The sequence below is a fragment of the Gracilibacillus phocaeensis genome (assembly GCF_900626275.1).
Lineage (GTDB): Bacteria > Bacillota > Bacilli > Bacillales > Amphibacillaceae > Gracilibacillus > Gracilibacillus timonensis.
Window position 1 is genome coordinate 1,583,662 of the sequence record NZ_LR131144.1, and the last position, 25,958, is coordinate 1,609,619.

Consider the following 25,958-nt stretch of genomic DNA (forward strand, 5'->3'; position numbering starts at 1 on the left):
CTCTTTACACTTTTACATTTTTGTTTTGCTGCTTCATTTCTTGGTGAAGTAAATGGAGGAGTCTAGATAATTGCTCCATGTCCTCTCCTTTAACATTCGAGAGAACCTCTCCTAAATACTTCTGTCTTTTTTCAATTACTTCATTTATAATTTTTCGACCTTTATCTAATAAATGGATGCGGACGACGCGACGATCTTTGGTGTCCTTAACGCGTTTCACAATATCATTCTTCTCCATTCGGTCCACCAAATCGGTGGTGGTACTGAAAGCCAGATTGATTTTCTTTGATAATTCACCTAACGTTAGATCACCATTCTCAAGAAGATACTGTAAGGCTACAAATTGAGGAGTGGTCACAGGATAATTATGTAAAATTTCCCGTCCCTTTTGTTTAATGATACCTGCAATATATCTTAATTCCTTTTCGATATCGGTAATTTGCTCTATTTCTTTTGTCAAATCCCAGCTCTCCTTCACACACATACTAACTATACTATAACATTTTTTGTTACATATGGCTAAAGGGTTTATCTGTTAAAAGGTTTTGCATTTTTTTCCGAGAATAAAAATGCACACAAGGCACAAACTTGTTGTAATGGAATGGAGGTGGATCAATGTTTACGCAATCAAATCCTGCTATATATTATGAGAAGACAGGTCATGGTGTCCCTATCCTGTTTATTCCCCCACCAGCAATGGGGCATCTTACATTTCGCTATCAAACATTATTACGCCAATACTTTACCATACTTACCTTCGATCCTCGTGGTGATGGAAACAGTAGAGTGAGCGGAAAAGATATCACCCTAGATAATTGCCTAAGTGACATCGAACGCCTCCTAAAGGAAAATAAAATAGAAAAAGCCGTTATTTGCGGTTATTCCAATGGTGGATTACTTGCTCAACAGTTTGTCTTACACTATCCTGAACAAGCAATCGGCTTGATATTAATCGATTCTTTTTTTCATCCAACGAACCTATTGTTACGACTGGAATACTTGCTCGGCATCACCATTGCAACGTACCGAGCGATTCCTCTACTGGCAAAAGGACTTGCCCTAAGCCATTTTCCAATAGACAAAGAAGCAGCAGAGATGGAGCGGGCTGTAAAAAAAACAAATACTGCTTTATTAAAACAGCACTATCGACTGGGCTTCACATCCAATTTAACGAAACACTTGCAGAAAGTAAAGGTGCCATTACTATTGATTTACGGCGCCCATGATTACTATGTACAACATGCACAATATGGTTTTCGTAAACATATAGAGGATGTTGACGTCGCCTATGTCCATCTCGCTGCCCATCAGGTGCCAACTAGACATTATCGGGAATGTAATGCGATTATTTATGATTGGATGAAGCGCAAGATATTATGTAATGGGGATGACAGCAACCATCTGTAAGGAATGATTCCTTGCTGATGGTTGTTTGGTTAACAAGGAAATCCTACTTTTTTATCAGATTTGTAGCCAAGTGATATGTTATACTAAAGTAAGAATGACCAAGAATCTTACATATTGGAGCGTGATAAGATGACAAATGTGGTAGATGCTTATTTACAAGAACATCAATTAGATCGTCAAACACTTGCAAATGATGTTGGGCTACACACAGATTCCATTGCTGATTTAACCGGTAAGGATGTTATTCATTATCCAGTAGAAGTAGTAAGTGCCATTGCCTTGTCAATGGAAGAACAAGTGGGTACCGTGCTTAAAGCGTTACTCCTATTAGAAAAAAAGACTGCAGTGATAGAAGTGAACAGTGCAGCTGGACTGTTGCAAGCACTAAAGAATAAGGAAGACTTGATTATGATCCAAGGGGAATATGCAACAGAAGTACGTGAGTTAATCGATACCAAGCTGTCTGACACAGAATTACTAGGCTCAGAATTAGGTGCTGCAGGTACATTGTCCATCGCTGCTGAAGGCATTTACCGGCTTATTCAAACCTTCAGTAAACAAGCAAATGAACAAAAGCAGCTGGAAACACGAATCAGACGGTATAACGGGAAAGAATATAGCTCTCACACTATTGTGCTATATTTACGTGATGTTGACTATTGACATTTTTATGTTTTCTCTACACAAATGAAAAGGATGGAACAATAACTTATAGAAAAAATGAATGAATACGGGGATGAGGAGAGAGCAAACGATGAATATAGCTGTTTTACATGCACATCATTCCAATATCGATTATATGGAGCCACTACTTGCTACCAAGACAACGAAGCAATTACATTATGTTGATCCAGGGTTGCTTTACATTATTCCCAAACATTCAACCTTGAGGATAAAAAAGTTGGTAGCACAACAGTTAGCACGAATAGCTGAATCAAACCCCGATCTCATCCTTATCACTTGTACCAATTATGCTTTATACATAGAAGATCCTTCTATTTCAGAAATTCCCATTATAAAGCTGGATGACCTTTTCTTTCGAAGCCTACAATCATTTAATAAGGCTTCCTTATATTTCACTAACCCTCAAACCGTAGCTGGTACAATGAAACGAATGAACGATTATACCAAAAACAGTATTCCTAAAAATTATCAAACTCATGTAATAGAAGGCATATTCGATTGGATAATGGCGAATGAAAAGGATAAGTATGATCAGGCAATTGTTCAGTACATCTTAGAAAAACCGCCCGAACACGTAATAGCTTTTCCACAACTATCCATGTCAAATGCAGCGAAAATATTGAGACAAGAAGGATTAGAGGTTCTAACACCAATAGATGCTCTCCAAAAATACCTGTATAGTTATAGAAAGCTGCAATAACAAATACAGAGCGCTTTTTGCCCCATTTTTTGCATGACATTTGTATGGTGATTTCTCACAAGAAAAAGGGTGTTCCTCCTACCCTGGAACACCCTTTTTACTCTACAGCTTTAACTCACCCATTCGCAAAAGCTCCACGACAGCTTGGGAGCGCCCCTTTACACCCAATTTTTGCATGGCATTTGAAATGTGATTTCTCACCGTTTTTTGCGAGATAAATAATTCGTCAGCAATTTCTTTGGTTGTTTTATCTTGAACCAATAGCTCAAAGACTTCTTTTTCTCTTTTGGTTAGTAATTGCTTCGGCTTGTAGTCATTATCCTTCAAATGTGAACCCCTCCTTGCTAACTTAAGGGCGCTGAACTAGAGGGTAATTACTCAGTCCATTTATCATATGTTGCCCTAACAAAAGGGTGCCCTACAAGCGTCTAATTCCGCGAAAAAACGGCCCATATTCTTTCAAGAAAAAATATTGTTTTGCGTACATGTTAGGTGTTCATCATTTTGCTTTATCTTTAAGCACAGGCACAGGCATTAAAGGTTATTTCCAAATGATAATTTCTGGAGTGGTAAGTTTGATCGTTTTATCTGCGCAAAACAAACGCTGCAGGAATATGCTGCGCTTTCCGTGGGGCATAAGTCAACAAGTGACTCGAGCAAAGACCACTCTCGCCGTGTTTCCTATACCGTGGGCCGGCTTCAGCTAACTTGCAAAAGAAGAGCACTTTTACAAGTGGATCTTCAGCTCGTCCTGTGCATCGAAGCGGAACCTATTTCCGGAGCGTTTCCTAACACTGACAAACAATCAACTTTACTTTATGACAAGGATCATGATAATTAATACACTGGATTATACATGACCAGACTAGATACTGCCCTTTTAAAGTGGTTGTTTCAACATTTCATCATTCTTTTAACAACTAGTACTGTTTATATATAATACTAGACTATTTCCTGCCGCAATGCTGACTGCAATTTCTTTCCACATAGATTACTACAAACCACAAATAAACCATCCTGACCTTGTTCCTTGGCAGGGGAATCAGCTGTAGTAACAATCATCGGGACTTTTCTTTTCAAGGTGTGAAAGTAGATAGATACGACTTCGCCTTCTCTATTAGAATAATCAAATCCTTTATGGAATTTCACATCTATCGCTTTTAAAGATTGGTTATCACCTATTTTCTTGCCGCAGTATGCACATTCAAACATAAGTTGACCATTCCTTTCTCCTAATTGATATGAAAGCCCATTCATCATTGTTCCGTTCAAGCTTCTGGACAACATTACCCTATATAAGCACTCGTTTCTCCTTCCTCTCTCTTCCTATGATATACTTATTTTTGTACTGATAAAAGAGAAAGGGATTTTTGTCTTGCTTGTCTTTATAACCATGTTAGTTATTGGATTATTATTAGGATTTATCGGGGCAGGAGGATCGGGGGTTATAATTGCCGTATTAAGTGCTGTATTCGGGTTTCCGATTCACACGGCATTGGGAACCTCTTTGGCAGCCATGGTTTTCTCCTCCTTATCTGGCACTCTCAGTCACTTAAGAGAAGGTAATACAGTGATAAAAATTGGTGTTGCAACAGGGGTATTCGGGGCATGTGGGGCTTTTTTTGGTTCACAGCTAGCGAATATTATTCCAGGAGAAGAGTTAAAATGGTTCACAGCAGGTATGTTGATCTTGTCTGCCATCTTACTTTGGCTCCGTGTTACGATTGGCTTTGGCCGCTTTGCTACACAGACATTTGCAAGCCATAATCGATCGAAGCCTGCCCGTTTTTGGCTAGCGGCGGGAAGTATAGGTATAGTAACAGGTTTATTGTCAGGAGTGTTCGGTATTGGCTCCACGCCATTTATTCAGATTGGTTTGCTTGTTTTCTTTGGGTTATCGATTCAACAATCAGCCGGAACGACGATGCTAGTGATTATCCCAATTGCTTTAATTGGTGGTCTTGGTTATTATAGTGTCGGTTTTCTCGACTTACAATTATTTATCGAAGTAGTGGCAGGCACGATGGCTGGGTCTTATCTAGGTGCCAAATTCACCACACGATTACATCCACTCGTATTGAAAATTGCTATGGTTGCTGTACCTTTACTTGGCGGGATTGTGTTATTGTTTTGATGAATATTAGTTCTTTTCGTGCTTCAAAGTAAATGTCTGTTAAGATTTATAAAACCCTTCTTCGAGAACTCGAAGAAGGGTTTTATGCTTAATATGCATAATCACTACCGAAGAAATTCTTAAATGATTGAATATTAGTATCCCGATTTAATGCGGCAATCGATGTGGTCAATGGAATGCCTTTTGGACAAACTTCCACGCAATTTTGTGCATTACCACATCCAGAAATCCCACCATCTTCCATTAAGGCATCCAGGCGATCTCCTTTATTCATCTCACCAGTTGGGTGAGCGTTAAATAATCGGACTTGTGATAAGGCAGCTGGGCCAATAAAGTCAGAATTGCTGTTTACATTTGGACAAGCCTCTAGACACACACCACATGTCATGCACTTCGATAGTTCATAGGCCCACTGGCGTTTTTTCTCGGGCATTTTTGGACCAGCACCAAGATCATACGTACCATCGATCGGAATCCAAGCCTTCACTTTCTTCAAAGCATCAAACATGCGACTGCGGTCAACAACTAAATCTCGCTCCACTTTGAACGTCGTCATTGGTGCTACTCGGATCGGTTGTTCTAAGTTATCCACCAGTGTAGCACAAGCTTGGCGAGGCTCTCCATTAATCACCATCGAACAAGCACCACAAACCTCTTCTAAGCAGTTAGACTCCCATTGCACTGGAGCAACGTGCTGTCCTTCTGCATTAAATGGATTACGCTGTGTTTCCATTAAAGCAGAAATAATGTTCATATTCTTGCGATAGTTTATCTGAAAAGTCTCCTCATAGGGAGCTGAATCAGGACTATCTTGACGTGTTACAATCATCGTGAATTTTTCTTCTGCCATGTTTCGCTACCCCCTCTTATTTTGTCTTACTATAGTCACGTTTTCTTGGTTCAATAAGTGACACATCCACATCTTCATATTCAAATACAGGTGCCTTTTTAGATGGATCGAAGCTGGCCTTTGTTGTCTTCAGCCATTCCTCATCATTACGATCCGGGAATTCCGGTTTATAGTGAGCCCCACGGCTTTCATTTCGATTATAAGCACCTTGTGTAATCACTCGAGCCAAATGAAGCATATTCTTTAACTGACGAGTAAACATGACACCAGCGTTATTCCAGCGGGAGGTATCGTCCATATTGATATGATCCCAACGCTGTAACAACTCTTGGATTTTCTCATCTGTTTTTAACAGACGATCATTCTCACGTACAACCGTCACATTATCGGTCATTAATGCACCAAGTTCTTTGTGAATTTGATAGGCATTTTCTTCCCCACGCATGTTTAACAACTCTTCAAACTTCGCTTCTTCCTCTTTGAGTTGACGATCAAATACATCAGAAGAAATGTCTTCAATGGTTGTTTCCAAACCATCCATGTATTTAATCGCATTCGGTCCAGCGACCATACCGCCATAAATAGAGGATAACAAGGAATTAGCCCCCAAACGATTGGCGCCATGCTGTGTATAGTCACATTCACCAGCAGCAAAGATTCCTGGAATATTGGTCATCTGCTCATAATCCACCCATAGACCGCCCATGGAGTAATGAACTGCTGGGAAAATCTTCATAGGTACCTTACGCGGGTCTTCCCCAACAAATTTTTCATAAATTTCAATAATACCACCAAGCTTGACATCTAATTCTTTCGGATCTTTATGAGAAAGGTCCAAATAAACCATATTCTCGCCGTTAATACCTAGCTTTTGATTGACACAGACATCAAATATTTCTCGTGTGGCAATATCCCGTGGAACAAGGTTACCATAGGCGGGATATTTCTCTTCTAAGAAATACCAAGGTTCTCCATCCTTGTAAGTCCAAATTCGTCCACCTTCACCACGTGCAGATTCACTCATCAAGCGAAGTTTATCATCTCCAGGAATGGCCGTCGGATGGATTTGAATAAATTCGCCATTGGCATATACTCCACCTTGTAAATAAAGAGTCGCTGCCGCAGATCCTGTATTAATAACAGAATTCGTTGACTTACCAAAGATAATCCCTGGCCCACCAGAAGCCAGAATAGAGGCATCTGCCTTAAACGCTTTGATTTCGTGGGATTTAATATGTTGACCAATCACCCCGCGACCAATGCCATCATCATCGATAATCGCCGAGATAAATTCCCAGCCTTCATACTTGGTGACTAAGCCTTGTACTTCGTAACGACGAACTTGTTCATCTAATGCATACAGCAGTTGTTGCCCTGTAGTGGCACCCGCATATGCTGTGCGGTGGTGTTGTGTTCCACCAAAACGACGGAAATCCAACAATCCCTCTGGTGTTCGGTTAAACATAACTCCCATCCGATCAAGCATATGTATAATACCAGGTGCTGCGTCACACATTGCTTTTACCGGTGGCTGGTTGGCCAAAAAGTCTCCGCCATATACCGAATCATCAAAGTGCTCCCACGGGGAATCTCCTTCTCCTTTTGTATTGACAGCACCATTGATACCACCTTGTGCACAAACAGAGTGAGACCTTTTTACGGGTACAATGGACAGGAGATCTACGTGTACACCTGCTTCTGCTGCTTTAATAGTGGCCATCAGACCGGCTAAACCGCCACCAACAATCACCATATTTTGATCACTCATTACCTACTCACTCCCTTAACATCTTGACTACTTCCATTTAAACAAACGCGAATAAAGCTCGTACACCTATGTAGGTGACCGCTAAGAATACAATTAGCGTTGCATATGTAGCGATTCTCTGCGAACGAGGTGTGACTGTAATCCCCCATGTTACTAAGAAACTCCATAAACCATTGGCAAAATGGAATGTTGTAGAAACAACCCCTAGTAAATAGAAGGCAAACATGAACGGATTTGATAGGATATCTTCCATCATGTTAAAGCCAAGCTCCTTGGTTCCTAAACCAATCTGAATTCTTGTTTCCCATACATGCCATGCAATAAATACAAGTGTGATAATACCTGATATACGCTGTAAGAGAAACATCCAATTACGGAAAAACCCGTGTCGCCGTACATTGTTCTTTGCTGTAAGGACAATATACACTCCTAATACCGCATGGAATAAAATTGGAAGGAAAATCACGAAAATCTCCAAAGCATAACGGAATGGCAAGGATTCCATAAAGTGTGCTGCCTTGTTAAAGCTTTCTGGACTATAGGCAGCAAAGTGGTTGACCGTTAAATGCTGCAGTAAGAAAATCCCGATTGGCACCACCCCTAACAGGGAATGAAGCCTGCGATAAAAAAACTCCTTATTCTCCACTTTTTTTGTACCCCCCTCTTAAAAATCATGTTTTTGCAACATACGATTCTTTCTACGCTTGATTAAAGCGCTTTACAACTCATTTCACTATGTTACGATCTCATTTGGTTACTGGCAACTCTTTTTTTATTCCCATCCAAAGAAATTCGTATATTGGCACCACATTTATTGTACTTCTATCCGCAATAAGCGTCAAGAAAACGATATATTTTTTTGAGCGACCCTTCGCACTGTGAACCATCCTCCATCAAGATGGTTAGCACGATATGCTCTTTTTTTAAGGCAAGAAAGGTTAAAATCATTAATATAATAGGATTTGGAATGATGTTGACCTTGAATGAATCCGGGGTACCGATAAGACGGATTGATGTTAAGTAGAGTCCTTATGGTAAAAGCGGATTTTGTTACTATTTCTAATATCTACTGCAATTTATATTTATCTATTGAAAAAAATGGCACTTGTCAGTTCAAGAATTCTCTTTTTTCTCACTGTTATGCCTATGAAATCAAGGGTTACAAAAGATAGTTCAAGAAAATAACCAAGAAACATTTGCAGAAAACAGAGAAAAAAGCGATAATAGTAACTAAAGATAAAGTACAGTCTGACCAAGGCAAGAGAGGGGAAACAATCTAGTGACTAAACAGAACACCAGCATAGCCACTATACTCGCGAATCTGCAAACTACTAGCAGTGGTTATGATTTAATACGTTATATCGGGCTGCCCGATATGCTAGGACAAGAGAAAGATTTGATCCTGTATATTATGGGGAAAAACCTGGCACGTAAGGCACAATGTGGAAGTAAAGAAGAAATTCAGGAATTTTTTGTAGACGCAGGGTGGGGAGATCTGCACCTACTGCAAGAGAAACGACGCGGTTTTATATATGAACTCAGTGGCGAGATCATTGAGGCAAGACAGCAAACACTCGGACAGATCGATTATGTATTAGAGGCAGGGTTCTTGGCGGAGGCCATGGTCCAGATTATGGACGAAAGCTACGAATGTATCGTGGAAGAAAAAAAACAACAGATATTACTAAACGTCTTACATAACTAAAGCCCCTTTTCCTCTTATGGAAGGGGCTTTATGTCTCTTCTTTTAATTGCTGCCAGAGATTTTCAGCTACTGGCTTAGGGATTCCCAGTTTCATAATGTCTTCCAGCGAAGCTTGCTCGATTTCTTTAACGGATTTAAAATGAGTAAGCAATAGCTTTTTCCGTTGGGCGCCAATCCCCTCAATTTCATCTAATTTAGAACGAAAGGCACTTTTACCACGCAGCTGTCGATGAAAGGTAATAGCAAAACGGTGTACTTCTTCTTGAACCCGCTGAATTAAATAAAAAGATGGCGAGCGTCGATCGAGATCGATAACAGCAGGTGGATCACCATATAACAATTCACTTGTCTTGTGTTTATCATCCTTCGCCAAGCCGCACAATGGGATGTCCAGCCCCAATTCATTCTCTAATACATCCAAAGCGGCTGACATTTGTCCTTTTGCTCCATCGACTACGATTAAGTCTGGCAGAGGTTTGTTCTCCTTTAAAACCCTTGTATATCGACGCCTGATTACCTCTCGCATCGTTTCGTAATCATCTGGACCTTCTACCCCTTTGATCTTATATTTCCTGTATTCTTTTTTTGCTGGCTGACCATCTAAAAATACAATCATCGCAGATACCGGGTCCGTCCCTTGAATATTAGAATTATCAAAGGCCTCAATGCGATGTGGTGTCTCGATATTTAATGTATCTCCTAATGTTTCCACTGCCTTAATGGTTCGTTCTTCATTTCGTTCCATTAAACTAAATTTCTCTTGTAAGGCAATTTCAGCATTCTTCTTCGCTAACTCCACTAATTCCTTTTTCCTGCCTCGCATCGGGATATTCACGTCTACCTCTAACAGTTCATGCAATAATTCTGTACTGGTGGCTATGGGGACTAGAATTTGTTTTGGTTTGGGATGGTGATGGTGTAAATAAAAACTGCCGATAAAGCTGAGGAAAGTCTCTTCTGCCTCATCAAAAAAAGGAAACATCGATATATCCCGCTCAATTAATTTTCCTTGGCGAATGAAAAATACTTGAACACACATCCACCCTTTATCATAGCTGTAATTAAAGACATCACGGTCGACCTGATCATTAATGGTAATCTTCTGTTGTTCCATCACGGATTCGATATGTTGGATCAAATCACGAAATTCCTTGGCTCGCTCGAAATTTAATGATTCGGAAGCCGTCAACATTTTTTTCTTTAAATCTGCCTTAATCTCTTGATGTCCACCTTTAAGAAAACGAGCTATCTCTTGTGTGATTTCCTGATACTCTGCCACGGATGGCGGGTTTTCCGCACATGCGAGACATTGGTTCATGTGATAATACAGACAATGACGCCCTTTGGGATTGTTACACTTTCGTAATGGGTAAAGTCTGTCTAATAACTTTTTTGTTTCTCTGGCCGCCATGACATTAGGGTATGGGCCAAAATATTTCCCCTTATCCTTCTTTACCTTACGGGTAATAATTAACCGAGGATGCCGCTCATTGGTAATTTTGAGAAAGGGATAAGACTTATCATCCTTGAGTAATACATTATACCTTGGGTCATATTTCTTAATCAGATTCATTTCCAAAATGAGTGCCTCTACCTCTGACCCGGTAACAATATACTCAAAATCGACAATCTCTCGCACGAGACGCTGGGTTTTCTGATCATTTGCCCCAATAAAGTAAGAACGCACACGATTCTTTAATAGCTTTGATTTTCCCACATAAATCACTGTGCCATGTCTATCCTTCATGAGATAGCAGCCAGGCTGGGCTGGTAACACCGCTAATTTCTCTTTAATATGTTGATTCATGAATCCCCCTCCTCTCAAAAAACAATCCCCTATGAGCTTGTCATAAGGGATTGATAATCACATTACGCATGTTTGTTGATTGTTTCAACAAGTGCCTCTTTCGGTTGATAACCAACCACTTGATCCACTACTTCCCCGTCTTTGAATAGAAGCAATGTTGGGATACTCATTACTCCGAATTTACCTGCTGTCTCTTGGTTTTCGTCTACATCAAGCTTAACGATTTGTACTGTATCGCTCATTTCCCCATCTATTTCTTCTAGGACTGGTGCAATCATTTTACAAGGTCCACACCAAGTTGCCCAGAAATCGACTAATACTAATCCTTCACTTGTTTGATCTGCAAACGTGCTATCAGTTGCTGCTGTTATTGCCATTTTTAATTTCCTCCTTCATCCTATCCATTTTCTTCATCAGTATATCATCCTTGAATAAATCATCCTAATACTTTGCTTATTCTAATAAAAATGTTGCAATATACTCCTATCTACCTTAACTTACTGTAATACCGATAAGATCAATATATAAAAGTTGAACTTATAAATGTAACAAAAACGTGAGATAAGCAAGTCTTTGCTCCCATTATTTCCCGATAATCTATTTTGATCCATTTGTGTGGATGACCATTCACACGCCTTTCAGCTCTGCATAAATGGATCAAGAGCACATATTAGATCCATGGGAAATTATTTCATTCAACTTATATAGATAGCTATTTGATGTTTAAAATTCCTATCTTCTCGGGTTAGCAAAGCATGTTGATGTTGACCTTGCACTTACACCGTCATCACATAGTAAATACCTACGATAAGAAAGATTGCCGCTATTATCATCAAGACATATGCCAATGTTTTCACAAATACACCCCTTGGTTAGATACTGGAACCAATTACATAGGATAAGCCCACCGATATCATAAGTGAAATAAAACCAACTGCTCGATTATCCTCTGCAATTTCCTGATCAATTTTATAGGTTGGTGTCAAAAACTCAAAAATAAAGTAACCGAATAATAGCAGCAAGAAGCCAAATCCACCCCACGCAATACTTTCTAAAATCGTATCATTGTGTTCATTGGAATAGCGTAAAATATTGGCGATTCCAAATACTTTTCCACCGGTTGCCATGGCGACACTTATATTTCCTCGTCTTATTTCATCCCAATTCTTATAAGAAGTAACTAACTCAAAAATAACCAAAAATACGATTAGGCATAAGACGGCTACACTATATCTTGCAGCTGTCTCCACGTATACATTTGTCCAAAATTCAGGCATCGGTTTGCCTCCCTTTTTTTATCATGGAGTTCTCTTTCTTATTTATAAACAGAGATGTGCTCTGAACCGTCGCTTTGTTACCCGTATACAGCATTAAGCTGATTTACCATTGTGGCGGAAGACAAGTTCCATCGTCTCCCCCGTTTACTTTAATTCAAAAACTGTTACGCCACTGCCGCCTTCTCCCATTTCACCAGCACGGGAACCGGATACTTTGGAATGTTTTCGGGCGAAGTCGTTTACCCCTTTTCTCAAGGCTCCTGTGCCTTTACCATGAATGATAGATACTTTATTGTAACCAGCGAGAAGGGCATCGTCTACATATTTTTCAAGCTGGTTAATCGCGTCTTCATAACGCTCTCCACGCAAGTCTAATTCAGGCTTGACATGATATCCTGCGCCACGAATGGTGGCAATTGGCTGCTCGGTTTGCGGTTCATCTCTGCGGATAAATAAAAGATCCTTGCGTTTTGCCTTTAATTTCATAATTCCAACTTGGACTTGAAATTCATTCTTACCTGTCTGCTCTAAAATAGTGCCTTTTTGATCCAGATTTAGCAGCTTCACTTCATCACCAGTCTGTAATGTTTTGGCCTTGTTTTCATCGAAGCTAGGTTGTTTCTGCTCTTGTTTGCGAGTTAGCTCAGGATTAGCCTTTGACAAGCGTTTTCTAGCCTCTATCCATTCATGCTCTTTTAATTCTGACGCTGTTTGGGTTTGACGAAGTTGCTCCACAATCTCCTCAGCTTCTGTTCTTGCTTTCTCCACTGCTTTCTGTGCCTTTTCCTCAGCCTTTTTGTATAAAGACTCTCGTTCCTGCTCAAACTGCTTCCATTGCTTCTCCAAATCCTGTTTCACTTGCTCAGCCTCGATTAAAAGATCATGCGCTTGATCATAATCGGTTTCTGCCTTTCGTCTCGAATCTTCAAGAGAAGCAATCATATTCTCAACACTCTTGGAATCTGTGCCTATCAATCCTTTTGCTTCATCAATCACTATTTCCTGCAAACCAAGACGACGAGAAATTTCAAAGGCATTACTTCTGCCTGGTACACCGATAAGCAATCGGTAAGTAGGCTTTAATGTTTGAATATCGAATTCTACCGAGGCATTGGTTACACCTTCGCGATTGTAGCCATAGGCCTTTAGCTCGGGGTAGTGTGTGGTTGCAATCACCCTTGCCTGTTTGTTTCTTACATAGTCCAAAATAGACATGGCCAGTGCAGCCCCCTCTTGCGGATCTGTCCCTGCCCCTAACTCATCAAATAATAAGAGGGATTTCTCATCGAAGGTATCGAGAATCTCCACAATGTTTGTCATATGAGAAGAAAAGGTACTTAAACTCTGCTCAATCGACTGCTCATCACCGATATCGGCGAATACATCTGAGAAAACCGCCATTTTACAACCATCAAGTGCCGGTACATGTAAGCCTGCTTGTGCCATTAATGTACAAAGTCCAACCATCTTTAGGGTGACGGTCTTCCCACCCGTATTGGGACCAGTAATGACGATGGCCGTATAGTCTTCGCCTAATTCTACATCATTTGCCACCACTTCTTCTGCCGCTATCAACGGGTGTCGTGCCTGTCTCATTTTGATGATCCCTTGATCATTCATTACCGGACGTGTTGCCTTCATTTTGTGGCTTAGTTTAGCACGAGCAAAGATGAAATCAACAGCTGCTAGTGCCTCCACATTTTGTCGTAAGAGCGTTTCATCTTGGGCAATTCTTTCCGTCAGCTCTCGAAGAATCCGCTCCACCTCACGCTTTTCTTCTACGCGTGCTTCCTGGAGTTGATTGTTAAGATCTACTACCGCTTGTGGTTCCATAAAAAGTGTCTGTCCGGAAGAGGATTGATCATGAACAATGCCACCGATCGTACCGCGATATTCTTGTTTTACCGGCAGTACATACCGATCGTTTCGTATGGTTATAATCGCATCCGACAGCATCTTTGTTTGGCTCTTTGTATATTGATTTAAGCGATCCCGTACCCTGTTTTCACTTGTGCGGATCTTGGAACGGAGGCCACGTAATTTATCAGAAGCACCGTCCATCATATGTCCATGCTCGTCGATACAGTGCTTGATCTCTCGTTCCAATTCATTCAATGGTACAATCTCTTCAGCAAACTGGTCTAAGATAGGAATCTCAATATCCTCTAGATTTTCGATAAAATATTTCAGCTGTTTTCCACCATAGATTGTACTGGCAATGTCCAGACATTCATGTGTGTTTAGTACACTGCCGATCACTGCTCGTTTGACGCTTGGCTTGATATCTACGATTCCTCCTAACGGGACATGACCCTTCAGGCGAATCACATGATAAGCCTCATCTGTTTCCTTCTGCCAGCCCACTACCTGCTCAAGGTTGGTTGAAGGCTTTAATCCATATACTTTTTCAGAGCCTAAGGAACAAGCCGTTTGTTCTAATAACAACTCGATTATTTTTTTAAATTCTAATACATCGAGGATTCGATCGTTCATAAGCTAGTCCTCCTGCTTTATTTATTTCTTTTTAAAAATTGTTGCAGTGCTTCTTTTGTCATCGTATTGATGACCGTTTGTTTCTTAATATGTCCCCTTCTCGCCGTACCGATTCCGCTTGTCATATCCTCTAACATTTGATAGTTGTGGGCATCGGTATTTATCGCAAGCGCCACGCCTTGTTCCTGCGCTTTTTCCACCCATTGTGCCGATAAATCCAGACGATTAGGGTTGGCATTTAATTCTAACACGGTATTCGTTTCTTTCGCTTTCTCGATCAACCAGTTGACATCAACAGGATAACCTTCTCGTCTACCTAACAATCTCCCCGTTGGATGGGCGATCATATGCACATATGGATTTTCCAGGGCTTGAAGCAGACGCTCATGAATTTTATCCAGAGATTGGGTAAAGCTGGAATGGATCGAAGCAATGACAAAATCTAAGGTCTTTAATATGTCATTATCAAAGTTCAAGCTAGCGTTAGGCAGAATATCCATTTCCGTTCCTTTAAGGATCAGGATATCCGGATGCTTTTCCCTTACCTTTTCAATTTCCTCTGCCTGTTTTTTCAAACGGGTTTCGTTTAAACCGTTTGCTACTTGTAAGAATTTGGAGTGATCGGTAATCGCAATATATTCATAACCCTTCTCCTTAGCACGTACGACCATCTCCTCTATCGACTGTGCACCATCACTCCAAGTTGAGTGCATGTGTAAATCACCACGTATATCCGCTGCTTCAATTAATTCAATCGGTTCGGTCGCCTCGTCTAGCTCATGCTTTCCTTCCCTTATTTCAGGAGGAATGTAAGGAAGACCAAAGGATTGATAAAACTCGTCTTCGGTAGTGAACGTAGCCACTTCACCTGTTTCTGTATCCTCGACACCATATTCACTGATTTTCTTCCCTTGTGACTTTGCTAACTGACGCATCTGCACGTTATGATCCTTCGATCCAGTAAAATGATGTAACGTAGTAGCAAATTCCTTATCGGCGACCAAGCGAAAGTCTACACCGATGGCAAACTCTCCTTGCATGACAATCGACACCTTGGTATCTCCCGAGGCAATCGTTTCCATATGTCCATCAATCTGAAGGAGTTTTTCACGCACCTTCTCTGGCTGTTTGGTCGCAATAATAAAATCCAAGTCCTTTACAGTTTCACGAAAACGACGCATACTACCAGCAATGGAAAAACGGTCGATTTCCGCTATATCGGCTAAATAATCCTCTATTTGTTTCGCCACTCGTAATACACTAGCTACCGGCAAGCGATCTGGTCTTGTGCCGATATTATGGAGTACTTCCATGATTTTTTCTTCTGTTTTTTCACCAAAACCTTTAAGAGCTTGTACTTCTCCTGCCTCACATGCCTTGCGCAAGGTTGTTTCATCTACAACGGCTAATTCGTGATATAGTCTAGCCAGCTTCTTTCCACCTAAACCTTGTAAACCAAGTAAAGGAATCAAACCAGAAGGAATTTCCTGCTCCAATTGTTGGAGTGTCTCTGAATGACCGGTATCAACAAATTCATTGATTACCGTGGCAGTTCCTTTGCCTACTCCTGATAACTTGGTAAAGTCATCAATCTCTGTTAAAGAACGGTCATCTCTTTCCAAGGCTTGGGCAGCCTTACGATAAGCCGAAATCTTAAAAGGATTCTCCCCTTTTAGCTCCATATACGTTGCGATTTTCTCTAATAGTTTGATGACATCTTTTTTATTAATAGACATAGTCTCAACCTCTTTTCACCTTTTCAAAATCTATCACAGTGGAAAGTACCCTTGCTAAAACCATGGCAAGGGTACCCTTATTCGTCATTATTAAATGGATCATTTTCAAATAGGTAGGTTGTTACCTTCTCTGTTAACACAGGTGTATGCTCCACCATTCTTTTTGCGATGCTGGATGTCTCTATATGATCCTGCACGAATGAAACGGGTGCTAGTGCCAGTATATACAATACAATAAATAGGATAAAGTACACCTCTAGAAATCCAAGTACAGCCCCTAATATTTGATTTACAAAACGCATAAGTGGGATATCCGCAACAAAATCAAGCATGGTCGCCAAGATTTGCAGGACGATTTTCGAAACAAAGAATAACACTCCGAATGCGATGGCATTATAGTAAGCAGCTTCCAAAGGTAACGTTTCACCAAATATTGCCCATGTTGAATCAGACATCATCTCTGGATAAGGGACATATAGCTCCAAATGTGCCGCCAGATTGTCGTAATATTTCGCGGCTATTATAAACGCAATAATAAAACTTATTAAATGAAGGGCTTGTAAAATAAACCCCCTTCTTAATCCTACTAAAATTCCAATAATTAATAGGATAATTATGATTAAATTCACCATGGCAGCACTATTCCTCTTTCTCGTCTAGTAATTTTTGCAGAACCTCATACTCTTCTTGTAGTTTTATGTAATCATTCATCGTATTGACAGCGGTCAATACAGCCAAATTAGTGGTATCTAGTGATTTATTTACTTCATGAATACCTCGCATCTTTTCATCGACAAGATTCGCCACATGCCGAATATGCTCCGCATCTTCATTTCCTCTTATATGATAAGATCTTCCATATATATCAACGGTGGTCCGAGATTTATCTGATTGGGACACCATGATTCCTCCTTCTTGAAAATAACCTTAAAACTAATATTAACATGAAGCATGCAATTAGAAAACTATTTGCATGTAATAACTATCTGTTATACTACTAGTGTGTGTTCAAAAAGGCCGGTGAAAAGGACCAAGAAGTTCAAGGCGACGTAGCTTTAAGTACCGGACTTTCACAGGGGGTGATGACTTCTGTGTTGTCCATAGAACGTGGACGATCTTAACAAAAGTTCCTATTTCACCAACACAAACATTCGATGCGCATTTTTGTTTGACTTTTTGAACATCCTTTACTATGTATTAGATAAGAAAGGAAGAGATACCTTGTCGAACGTTGTACTGCAAATTCCGCCGAAACATTTACAAAAAATAAAAGATTATTATGCCCAACATATTACCAAGGTGCCACCAAACTCCCTTTTCCTTGCTAAAAAAAACATGACGACGATTACCGCCTATAAATCTGGCAAAGTGATGTTCCAGGGAGATCAAGCAGAAACCGAGGCAAAACAATGGAACGAATTAGCCTTCCGTACGAAAGCATCCTCTGCAAAAACGGTGAACCAACACGATTATGCGCCACCAACTGCTATTTTCCAGCAAGCCCATATCGGTACAGACGAAGCCGGTACAGGAGATTATTTTGGCCCTGTGACCGTTAGTGCCGCTTACGTACCACAAGATCAAATAAAGGCTTTACAAACGATGGGTATTACCGACTCCAAGACAATTACCGATCAGAATATTGCACGCCTAACCAAAGAAATCGTGCAGTTAAAGATTCCATATACCTTATTAACATTGCCTAATCGAAAGTATAATCAACTACAGAAGAAAGGTTGGAATCAGGGGAAGATAAAAGCAATGTTACACCAGCATGCGATCGATAAGCTACTGGCTAAAATAGGGGCAAAAGATTCACGTGGCATTGTGATTGATCAGTTTTGTCAACCCGCTGCTTTTCTCAAGCATATCCAGCAAGAAGGGCTTAAACTTGCTGAGAAGACCTATTTTATGACAAAAGCAGAAAGTTATTCTACTTCGGTTGCCGTTGCTTCGATTTTGGCACGAGCACGATTTGTGAGGGAAATGGATCGATTATCGGAACAATATGGGATCACGATTCCAAAAGGGGCTTCCAACCGAGTCGATGAAACGGCTGCTTATCTAATTAAACAAAATGGGATAGAAGCCTTGGATGACATAGCCAAGATGCACTTTGCTAATACCGATAAGGCCATGCGTTATCTTCATTAGTATGAAAAGGGGACATCTGCTACAGATGCCCCCTTTCCTAATTCTTTTAGAGATTGTTCAACAAGTCCAATAAAAATGACGCAGCAAACTTTTTGAACGTGTACTATCTATTAAGCATCGTTAATTTCTTTGATCTTCTCCATCGCTATCTTTGGCTCTCTGTTTTCATAGAGTAGTCCATTCACTTCCTGTTGTACATCTGTAGTCTGTGTATAACAATAACCAGTAATATAAGGAATGGATTTAATCGCGTCGGTGATCTCTCGATAACGCTTGAGAAACGCTACTTCCGAATCAACTTGGTTACCATAGCCCCAGCCCTTCTCATCCTGGAAGGCAATTCCACCATACTCGGTTAACATCACAGGCTGACCTTTGTAAGAGTAACCTTCCGCAAAGGCATACTTTCCTTTGTTGTGCGGAATCTTATTACCCAAAATCGTCTCTTTATCCTGATAACGATCGATAAATGCCTGACCAAACTCTTCATAGTCATGAAGGGCAATGATATCAGAGATCGTATGCTCCCAGCCATCATTAACAATTACTGGTCTTTCTGGATCGATCGACTTCGTTAAGTGATAGATCGCCTCGGTGAAGGCCTGTTGTTTTTTATTGGTAAAGATATTCGGCACTCCCCACGATTCATTAAACGGCACCCAAGTAATAATAGACGGATGATTAAAACGCTGCTGAACTATCTCCAGCCATTCCTTGGTAAACTGTTCGACCGCCTCATCACCATATTCATAAGTGGCAGCCATTTCGGACCAGACTAGCACCCCTTTCTTATCACACCAATACATAAAACGGTCATCCTCAATCTTCTGGTGTTTGCGGACACCATTGAAGCCCATCGCCAATGTCTTGTCGATATCTTCTATAATCGCTTCTTCTGACGGTGGTGTAATCGAGGAATCTGGCCAATAGCCCTGATCCAATAACAATTTCTGGTACACCGGAGAGTTATTTAATAATACTTGACCATCCTTGATCGATACCTTGCGCATGCCGAAATAGGATGTCACTTCATCGACCAATTGCTCACCGACATATAGCTTAAAATGAACATCATACAAATTAGGGTGCGCAGGCGACCAGAGTTTTAACTTCCACTCTTGAAAATCCGCCAATAAATCTACTTCCTGGCTCACTTGATTACGCTGTGGATAGATAGAAGTCTGTGTAATAGACTTCCCTTCAAAAGAAATCAGCGTATCTATGCGCACATCGTTGTCCAATTCGCCATTTACATGATAGGTAAACGCGATAGACTGCTGATCAATATTTGGTTCCATTTTCACATGATCCAGAGACTGAGTTGGCAGGTACTCCAACCAAACAGTCTGCCATATCCCCGTGGTTTGCACATACCAACAGCCGAAATTATAATCCACCCAGCGTTGTTTTCCTCGCGGCTGATAACAGCTGTAGCTATCTTCCACTTTTACCACTACTTGATTGGATTCTCCATATCGCACCTGATCAGAAATATCAAAGGCAAAAGCGGCATTACCACCTTGATGATCACCCACATATTTCCCGTTAATCCATACCTTCGTCAGAAAATCGGATGCTTGAAAACGTAAAATCACACGTTTTTCTGCCTGTTCTGCTGGTATTTCCACCTCTCTTTTATACCAGATATAAGGGTGGAATGCCTCCTCGCCAATACCACTTGCCTTTGTTTCATAGGTGAATGGCACTTGAATCGTCTGGTCAAAGTCTTTGTTATGAAACCACTCCGCTTTTTCTCCTTGGTTCTGGTCATCAAAAGCAAATTGCCAGGCCCCATTCAGGTTCTGCCAGTCCTCACGTTGAAATTGTGGTCTTGGGTAATCGGTTCGTTGGTGCGTTGATTGTGTTGTCATGTTCATCCATCCTTTCTTATCCTTTGATTCCTGTAAAACTAATTCCTTTTACAATTTGTTTTTCAAAAATTAAAAATGCAACAATGACTGGCAAGGAAGCAATCGCATTGGCCGTCATTGGTAATACATAGGCTTGTGAATAGGCCGAATTAAATACTGGTAGCCCTACTGGAAGGGTATACAATGTCTCTGACAAAATCGAGAGATATGGCCATAAGAAATTATTCCACGATCCAATAAAAGTAAAGATACCAATTGCAGCTAAAGCTGGTTTTGCTAAAGGTAAAACAATTTTATAATAAAGTGTAAAGTAAGAACAGCCATCAATTCTAGCACTTTCCACAATCTCTTTTGGTACGCCGTCAAAGAAGCTTTTCAAGATAATGACCCCAATTGGTGAAGCCACCATAGGCAATATCAGCCCTTCGTACGTATCAATCATATTCATCGCCTTCACAATTTCATACAATGGAATAATCGTTGCCTCCCCTGGGATCATTAACCCTAACAAAAAGAATACAAATATGGTCCGTTTGAAACGAAACTTCATTTGTGAAATCGCAAAAGCAGCTAAGGAAGTGATCACCAGCGTAATTGCCGTGGTAAAAATACCGATAATAAAGCTGTTCATCAGCCAACGTAAAATCAAACTATCCAAGATTAAATGAATATAGTTACCAATCGTATAAGGCGGCGTAAACCACTCTATAGGATTGGAGGTCATAAACCCATCCGGCTTTACGGAGACAAACAACATCCAAATAATCGGTAGCAAAAATACAGCAGCAACCAGACATCCAATCGTGATTTTTAAACCATGATACGGATCTCTATTTCTTTGTAACAATTTAGAACGATGTTGACTCATTTAATCCTCCTCCGATCTTTGAAAACGCAGTTGAATAATCGAAAGAATTAGCAAGATAAAGAATAAAGCATAGGACATCGTAGCGGCATAACCCAGATTATTTTGAGTAAAGCCTATCTCATAAATGTACTGAATCAATGGCTTGGTGGCACCACCCGGTCCACCATCCGTAATCAAGAGAATCTGGGCAAACACTTTATAAGAAGCCAGTATTTGCAATAGCAAAATGACTCTGCTTATCGGTGTCAATTGTGGCATCGTGATGTATTTAAACTGCTCCCATCTGGTTGCGCCATCTATTTCACTTGCTTCATATAGACTCTCCGGTATATCCTGTAAGCTTGCTAAGTATAAAATCATATTGAACCCGACGGTCCACCATAGAGTAACCCCTACAATGGAAAACCAGGCAAGTACTGTATCAGCCATCCAAAAAGGTTCGATATCCATACCTAACGATTGAATCACATTATTCACTAACCCATCATAAGGTTGCAGCATAAATATCGCTAAGAAGGAAATGACCGATACCGACAAAATACTTGGAAGAAAGTACGCACTGCGGAAAAAAGTTTGCAATTTACTGTTTAAGTTTGCTAACAGAGCCAACACGAGTGCTAAAATGACCATAGTTGGTGTTGTCAAAATAACAAACAGGGTCGTATTCCACAACGTACGCCAAAAGTCATTATCCGTAAACATCTCCACATAGTTAGCCAAACCGACAAAATCTAATTTCCCTACCAGGTTCCAATCATACAAACTCATTTCCATTCCTTTAAAAATTGGCAAAATGGTGAATAAGAAATAGGCGATAAAAAAAGGTAATAGAAATGGTACTGCCTTTAGTTCTTGTTTCCAAGATTTCTTCATGTTTATACTCCTCTCTGTCGATCCCTACCATCGAACAGGATTAATCGATTAGATCCTCTACATCCCTCTCTATTTGGTCAAAAGCCTCTTCAGGAGATATATCACCAGACCAAATCCTATCCAGGTTTTCTTGCATGACAGTTTGTAAACCTCTGGTATAAATCGTTTGATCCAAGAAATTGACATAGTCGGCAACTTCGGCATAATCACTTCGATAAGGTATCGATTGGAAGGCTTCTGATTCTACTACGGTATCTTTGGAAGGTATATGTCCAGCTTTCGCCCACATTTCCCCGTGGTCTGTAGCAAATTCCAAAAATTGAATAGCACCCTGTACCACTTCTTCATTCACCTCATCTTTTGCTGGAAGAATAAGCGTATGTGAACTACCCCACGCCCCTTCTTCATCGAAAAGAGTTGGAATCGGCATCGGTGTAAAATCTAACCCATCAGTGGTCTCCCAAATTCCTGTTGCCCATACACCCGTAGTGATTACTGCAGACTTTCCTGATTGGAAGTTCCCATAAAAATCGGCTTGATTTAATGGAATCACCTCATGTTCTTGAAAGAGACTTCGAACCAACTCAGCTGCTTCGATGGCTTTGTCCTCCTCTAGTGCATAACTAGTGTCATCGATGCTTTCTTCAGACAGGATATGCTCTCCACCAAGTTGTGTATAGAAGGTCCACCATAACCAAAATGGATCACTTCCATTCGTTGACAAAGCAAAAGGCATCTGCTCCCCATCCAATTCTCCTTTTAAGGTGACGAAAAAATCAACAAAACCTTGCGGCGATTCTTCCATATCGATTGAGCCATCCTCATTTAACAACCCTGCTCCATCAACAAGCTCATTATTGACATACATAATTTGCGAATGAGTATCAATAGGCACCGCGACATGTTTATCATCAAATACCGTTGACTGAAGAATGTTTTGATTAAAATCCTCCCATTGCATGACGTCTTCCTGATCTAATTCTCCAATGTCAAAAAGCAAGTCCTGATTAACGAATTCAGCTAATACATAGTCATGAGCAATCGCTATATCAGGTCCCCTGCCTGCCCCCATACTTGTCAGTAATTTCGTGTAATATTCCGCATTTTCCTGCATAATATTATGGATATAATAGTCTGATTGGCTTTCGTTGAAGGCGTTTACAATATCTTGCATATATTCCGCATCACCTCCACCAAACAAATTCCACATGACAACTTCTGTCCTCCCATCAGAGGTTTTCCCGCCCTGATTCGGCGAACCCCCGCTTAATAACCAAGAATGAGAACAAGCCGTTAAGAGAAAGAGACAACAAACGACTACAGAAACTGGTTTCCATCGTTCCTTCATACCAATAATTCCTCCTAACCGGAAGCAACTTATTATATTACAAATATTATGTTTATTTATAGGATATTTGTAATATTAACTAAAGTATACGTTTTCAAAACGGACATGTCAATGGAAAAATTGAATATTATATGTTTTAATACATTATTTTTGTAATTTGGATGTTTAAGAAAACCGAACAACCCTCGCCCGGTCCTTTATTACTATATAAGTTGAACTTATAAATGTAACAAAAACGTGTGACAGGCAAGTCTTTGCTCGCTTTATTTCCTGCTAATACCTCGTTTGATCTATGTTTGGTCCATTCGTGTGAATGACTATTCAAACGCCTTTCAGATCCATGAGAAGTGATTTCATTCTACTTATAACATCAAAAGAAAATGCTGACTACTGATAAAGAGGGGTTATAAGTAGACAACTTTACTATATGGCATAGATGGACTCGTTACATTATCCAACTTATCGATATCGCGATTTGTTCCATGTCAAAATGATTCCACATCTTACGATACCAATCATTTTTCTTATTTTAGTATAAACTAAATAACCCCTGCCATTATATTAATGACAAGGGATTATTCATCTTACTTATAATCTATTCTCATTACGATTTCTTGTGGATGATCACCGAATTCCTTACCAAATACATTCAATCCGCCTTTATGAATTGCTTCTTCTTTAATTCCTACACGAAAGGTAACGAAATTCTGATCCATTAAATGCAAATCTTCTATCGTCGCATCGGATAAGCGAATATCGTCCAACATCGTTTGTTCTTGGGTTATTTTCCATGTTTTCAAGCTACCATACTGTGTACTGGTTGATTCTGCCCAATAGGGAGGGTTCAATTTTCCTGGGCGATCACCAAAATCACCTGGACTTGTCCATGTACCTACATCCACTCCATTGACCCAAATCGTGATATCCGAGGGCCAATTATGATCATGGTTTGGTGCTTCTGAGCATATCTCTAAGGAAAATTGAATGTTTTTAATTTCTACTTGTTTCTCTAAAATAATAGGAAATGTGTACTCCAAGTATCCTTTACGAGTCCAAATAATCTGCGCCTCACTTTTGAGCGGACTGTAGAAATACACCGATTCATCTTCAGGAAATAGAATCCCGTCTCGGCTAGCCATTCCACATGTAGGAGCTACTTGAAAATCAGAGAATTGACCAATCGGCATCTCCATTTGATAACACTCTGTCTGACTTGCCTGCTTCACTTGCTGATTTAAAATAATATGTATATCATCGAAATTCCTTGTACATACCTTCATCGCCCCTCGGCTCGCCGGACGAAGTTCTGTATTAATCAAAGAGGCTTCCTCTAAGACTTTCACATGTGAAGCTGCGGTAGAAACAGGAATGTTTAACTCCTGTGATAGCTGATGCACATTAAGATTGTCCTTGTTTAACAGGTTAATCATTTGTAATCGCACCTTTGCCGACAAGGCATGGGTCACCTTTCGCAACTGTTCTGGATCATTCATCGACAATTCAAGCACAACCAACACCTTCCTTTCTTAACAACATTTATATTTATTTTCTGTTTTAATATAAATATTTTATATCATATCAAACATTACTACAAGAATTCAGCATTAAATAAAGATAATAGGTTAGCATAATGGAAAAATACACATTGTTGACTGTTTGTTCCAAGATATATTAGAAAACTCTGAAGCGCGTTGAACTCTTTGTCCTTTTTGCCAGGATAGATAGCCACATTCCAAATACAGTGTCGATAAGATAATAATGTGAACCTTACTAGGGATCACTTTGAGATAAGAATAGTGCAGGTCAACGCTTCTAGCAAGTCTTCTTTAGCGTAGGCGCTGTCGGGAAGTTGTCTAGTTTTTGACACTTGAGCGCAGTGTGAAGACCCCGCAGGAAACGATCTTTGCTGACTCATGAGGCTAAACCAAATGCCTCGCAGTATAGGAAACACAATAAGAGCGTTCTGTGTTCGAATCGCTTGTTGACTCATACCTTGTGGGTAAAATAGAAACCTATTTTCGGAGCGCTTCCTAGCACAAACAAACAATCAACTTTATTACATGGAATAGGTGAACTCCTTACTTTACATAATCCGTCTTATCGGCACACAGGTTCGTTCGAAGTCAAAATCGTTCCACAACCTATAATATCGAGAATGCTTTTTTATCCTACAAAATAATAACAAATTTGCTTGACATGATTGGCATCTTGGCTAGAAGAAACGTTTTTTAGGTCAAAACCTTGCGAACACCTATTATTGTCAAGATGATATTCTTTCTATAT

At 40.2% G+C, this 25,958-nt stretch carries 24 protein-coding genes; 6 read left to right on the forward strand and 18 right to left on the reverse strand.

Features of this window, described 5'->3' with window-relative positions:
* Positions 1-4 precede the first annotated feature (4 nt).
* Positions 5-484, reverse strand: a complete 480-nt coding sequence (locus E0E32_RS15345) for a MarR family winged helix-turn-helix transcriptional regulator (protein WP_130860106.1) — start codon at positions 482-484, stop codon at positions 5-7.
* Between the two features lie 131 nt (positions 485-615).
* Here E0E32_RS15345 and E0E32_RS15350 point away from each other — a divergent pair, with 131 nt between their 5' ends.
* The 3 genes from E0E32_RS15350 to E0E32_RS15360 all read left to right on the forward strand — a co-directional run bounded on the left by E0E32_RS15350 (position 616) and on the right by E0E32_RS15360 (position 2,791).
* Positions 616-1,407, forward strand: a complete 792-nt coding sequence (locus E0E32_RS15350; protein WP_066194522.1) for an alpha/beta fold hydrolase — start codon at positions 616-618, stop codon at positions 1,405-1,407.
* Between the two features lie 129 nt (positions 1,408-1,536).
* Complete coding sequence (locus E0E32_RS15355) at positions 1,537-2,070, forward strand: hypothetical protein (RefSeq protein WP_066194525.1); 534 nt, start codon at positions 1,537-1,539, stop codon at positions 2,068-2,070.
* Positions 2,071-2,161: 91 nt separating this feature from the next.
* The gene (locus tag E0E32_RS15360; protein WP_130860107.1) at positions 2,162-2,791 is read left to right on the forward strand and encodes a hypothetical protein; all 630 of its coding nucleotides are present in this window, start codon (positions 2,162-2,164) and stop codon (positions 2,789-2,791) included.
* A gap of 102 nt (positions 2,792-2,893) precedes the next feature.
* Here E0E32_RS15360 and E0E32_RS15365 read toward each other — a convergent pair whose 3' ends face one another.
* Complete coding sequence (locus E0E32_RS15365) at positions 2,894-3,118, reverse strand: helix-turn-helix domain-containing protein (RefSeq protein WP_066194531.1); 225 nt, start codon at positions 3,116-3,118, stop codon at positions 2,894-2,896.
* 615 nt (positions 3,119-3,733) lie between these two features.
* Positions 3,734-4,003 carry a hypothetical protein gene (locus E0E32_RS15370; RefSeq protein WP_066196628.1) on the reverse strand — a complete coding sequence of 90 codons (270 nt, stop codon included), beginning with the start codon at positions 4,001-4,003 and terminating at the stop codon, positions 3,734-3,736.
* 181 nt (positions 4,004-4,184) lie between these two features.
* Here E0E32_RS15370 and E0E32_RS15375 point away from each other — a divergent pair, with 181 nt between their 5' ends.
* Complete coding sequence (locus tag E0E32_RS15375) at positions 4,185-4,925, forward strand: sulfite exporter TauE/SafE family protein (RefSeq protein WP_066194536.1); 741 nt, start codon at positions 4,185-4,187, stop codon at positions 4,923-4,925.
* Between the two features lie 88 nt (positions 4,926-5,013).
* Here the strand turns inward: E0E32_RS15375 and sdhB are convergent, their stop codons facing one another.
* Genes sdhB through E0E32_RS15390 form a run of 3 tightly spaced genes read right to left on the reverse strand, consistent with a single transcriptional unit; the run spans position 5,014 to position 8,189 of the window.
* Positions 5,014-5,775 (reverse strand): succinate dehydrogenase iron-sulfur subunit, encoded by a 762-nt coding sequence (sdhB, locus tag E0E32_RS15380; protein WP_066194539.1) that lies wholly within the window; start codon positions 5,773-5,775, stop codon positions 5,014-5,016.
* 16 nt (positions 5,776-5,791) lie between these two features.
* On the reverse strand, positions 5,792-7,543 hold the full coding sequence (sdhA, locus tag E0E32_RS15385) for a succinate dehydrogenase flavoprotein subunit (RefSeq protein ID WP_066194542.1): 1,752 nt from the start codon (positions 7,541-7,543) through the stop codon (positions 5,792-5,794).
* 37 nt (positions 7,544-7,580) lie between these two features.
* On the reverse strand, positions 7,581-8,189 hold the full coding sequence (locus E0E32_RS15390; protein ID WP_066194549.1) for a succinate dehydrogenase cytochrome b558 subunit: 609 nt from the start codon (positions 8,187-8,189) through the stop codon (positions 7,581-7,583).
* Positions 8,190-8,822: 633 nt separating this feature from the next.
* Between E0E32_RS15390 and E0E32_RS15395 the strand changes: the two genes are divergently transcribed.
* Positions 8,823-9,248 carry a DUF2507 domain-containing protein gene (locus tag E0E32_RS15395; protein WP_066194552.1) on the forward strand — a complete coding sequence of 142 codons (426 nt, stop codon included), beginning with the start codon at positions 8,823-8,825 and terminating at the stop codon, positions 9,246-9,248.
* A 28-nt stretch (positions 9,249-9,276) separates the two neighbouring features.
* Here E0E32_RS15395 and uvrC read toward each other — a convergent pair whose 3' ends face one another.
* From uvrC to zapA, 7 genes are all read right to left on the reverse strand, one after another.
* A complete protein-coding gene (gene uvrC / locus E0E32_RS15400) occupies positions 9,277-11,055 on the reverse strand; it encodes an excinuclease ABC subunit UvrC (RefSeq protein ID WP_066194554.1) in 1,779 nt (592 codons plus the stop codon).
* A gap of 62 nt (positions 11,056-11,117) precedes the next feature.
* A complete protein-coding gene (trxA, locus tag E0E32_RS15405) occupies positions 11,118-11,432 on the reverse strand; it encodes a thioredoxin (RefSeq protein WP_066194557.1) in 315 nt (104 codons plus the stop codon).
* Positions 11,433-11,927: 495 nt separating this feature from the next.
* Positions 11,928-12,332: a DUF350 domain-containing protein gene (locus E0E32_RS15410; protein WP_066194560.1), complete on the reverse strand. Its 405-nt coding sequence runs from the start codon at positions 12,330-12,332 to the stop codon at positions 11,928-11,930.
* Positions 12,333-12,476: 144 nt separating this feature from the next.
* Positions 12,477-14,825 (reverse strand): endonuclease MutS2, encoded by a 2,349-nt coding sequence (locus E0E32_RS15415; protein ID WP_130860108.1) that lies wholly within the window; start codon positions 14,823-14,825, stop codon positions 12,477-12,479.
* Between the two features lie 17 nt (positions 14,826-14,842).
* Positions 14,843-16,561, reverse strand: a complete 1,719-nt coding sequence (gene polX / locus E0E32_RS15420; RefSeq protein WP_130860109.1) for a DNA polymerase/3'-5' exonuclease PolX — start codon at positions 16,559-16,561, stop codon at positions 14,843-14,845.
* Positions 16,562-16,638: 77 nt separating this feature from the next.
* The gene (locus tag E0E32_RS15425; protein WP_066194571.1) at positions 16,639-17,193 is read right to left on the reverse strand and encodes a CvpA family protein; all 555 of its coding nucleotides are present in this window, start codon (positions 17,191-17,193) and stop codon (positions 16,639-16,641) included.
* 7 nt (positions 17,194-17,200) lie between these two features.
* Positions 17,201-17,461 (reverse strand): cell division protein ZapA, encoded by a 261-nt coding sequence (gene zapA, locus E0E32_RS15430; RefSeq protein WP_066196630.1) that lies wholly within the window; start codon positions 17,459-17,461, stop codon positions 17,201-17,203.
* Between the two features lie 321 nt (positions 17,462-17,782).
* Between zapA and rnhC the strand changes: the two genes are divergently transcribed.
* Positions 17,783-18,715 (forward strand): ribonuclease HIII, encoded by a 933-nt coding sequence (gene rnhC / locus E0E32_RS15435; protein WP_066194576.1) that lies wholly within the window; start codon positions 17,783-17,785, stop codon positions 18,713-18,715.
* A 110-nt stretch (positions 18,716-18,825) separates the two neighbouring features.
* On the opposite strand, the gene E0E32_RS15440 is transcribed toward rnhC, so the two are convergent.
* The 5 genes from E0E32_RS15440 to E0E32_RS15460 all read right to left on the reverse strand — a co-directional run bounded on the left by E0E32_RS15440 (position 18,826) and on the right by E0E32_RS15460 (position 25,183).
* A complete protein-coding gene (locus tag E0E32_RS15440; RefSeq protein ID WP_434059214.1) occupies positions 18,826-20,592 on the reverse strand; it encodes a glycoside hydrolase family 2 protein in 1,767 nt (588 codons plus the stop codon).
* A 10-nt stretch (positions 20,593-20,602) separates the two neighbouring features.
* Positions 20,603-21,454: a carbohydrate ABC transporter permease gene (locus E0E32_RS15445; RefSeq protein WP_066194581.1), complete on the reverse strand. Its 852-nt coding sequence runs from the start codon at positions 21,452-21,454 to the stop codon at positions 20,603-20,605.
* On the reverse strand, positions 21,455-22,327 hold the full coding sequence (locus tag E0E32_RS15450) for a carbohydrate ABC transporter permease (protein WP_066194584.1): 873 nt from the start codon (positions 22,325-22,327) through the stop codon (positions 21,455-21,457). It abuts the gene before it with no gap.
* 40 nt (positions 22,328-22,367) lie between these two features.
* On the reverse strand, positions 22,368-23,675 hold the full coding sequence (locus E0E32_RS15455) for an extracellular solute-binding protein (RefSeq protein ID WP_130860111.1): 1,308 nt from the start codon (positions 23,673-23,675) through the stop codon (positions 22,368-22,370).
* Positions 23,676-24,259: 584 nt separating this feature from the next.
* A complete protein-coding gene (locus E0E32_RS15460; protein WP_066194589.1) occupies positions 24,260-25,183 on the reverse strand; it encodes an ArsR/SmtB family transcription factor in 924 nt (307 codons plus the stop codon).
* Positions 25,184-25,958: the final 775 nt, after the last annotated feature.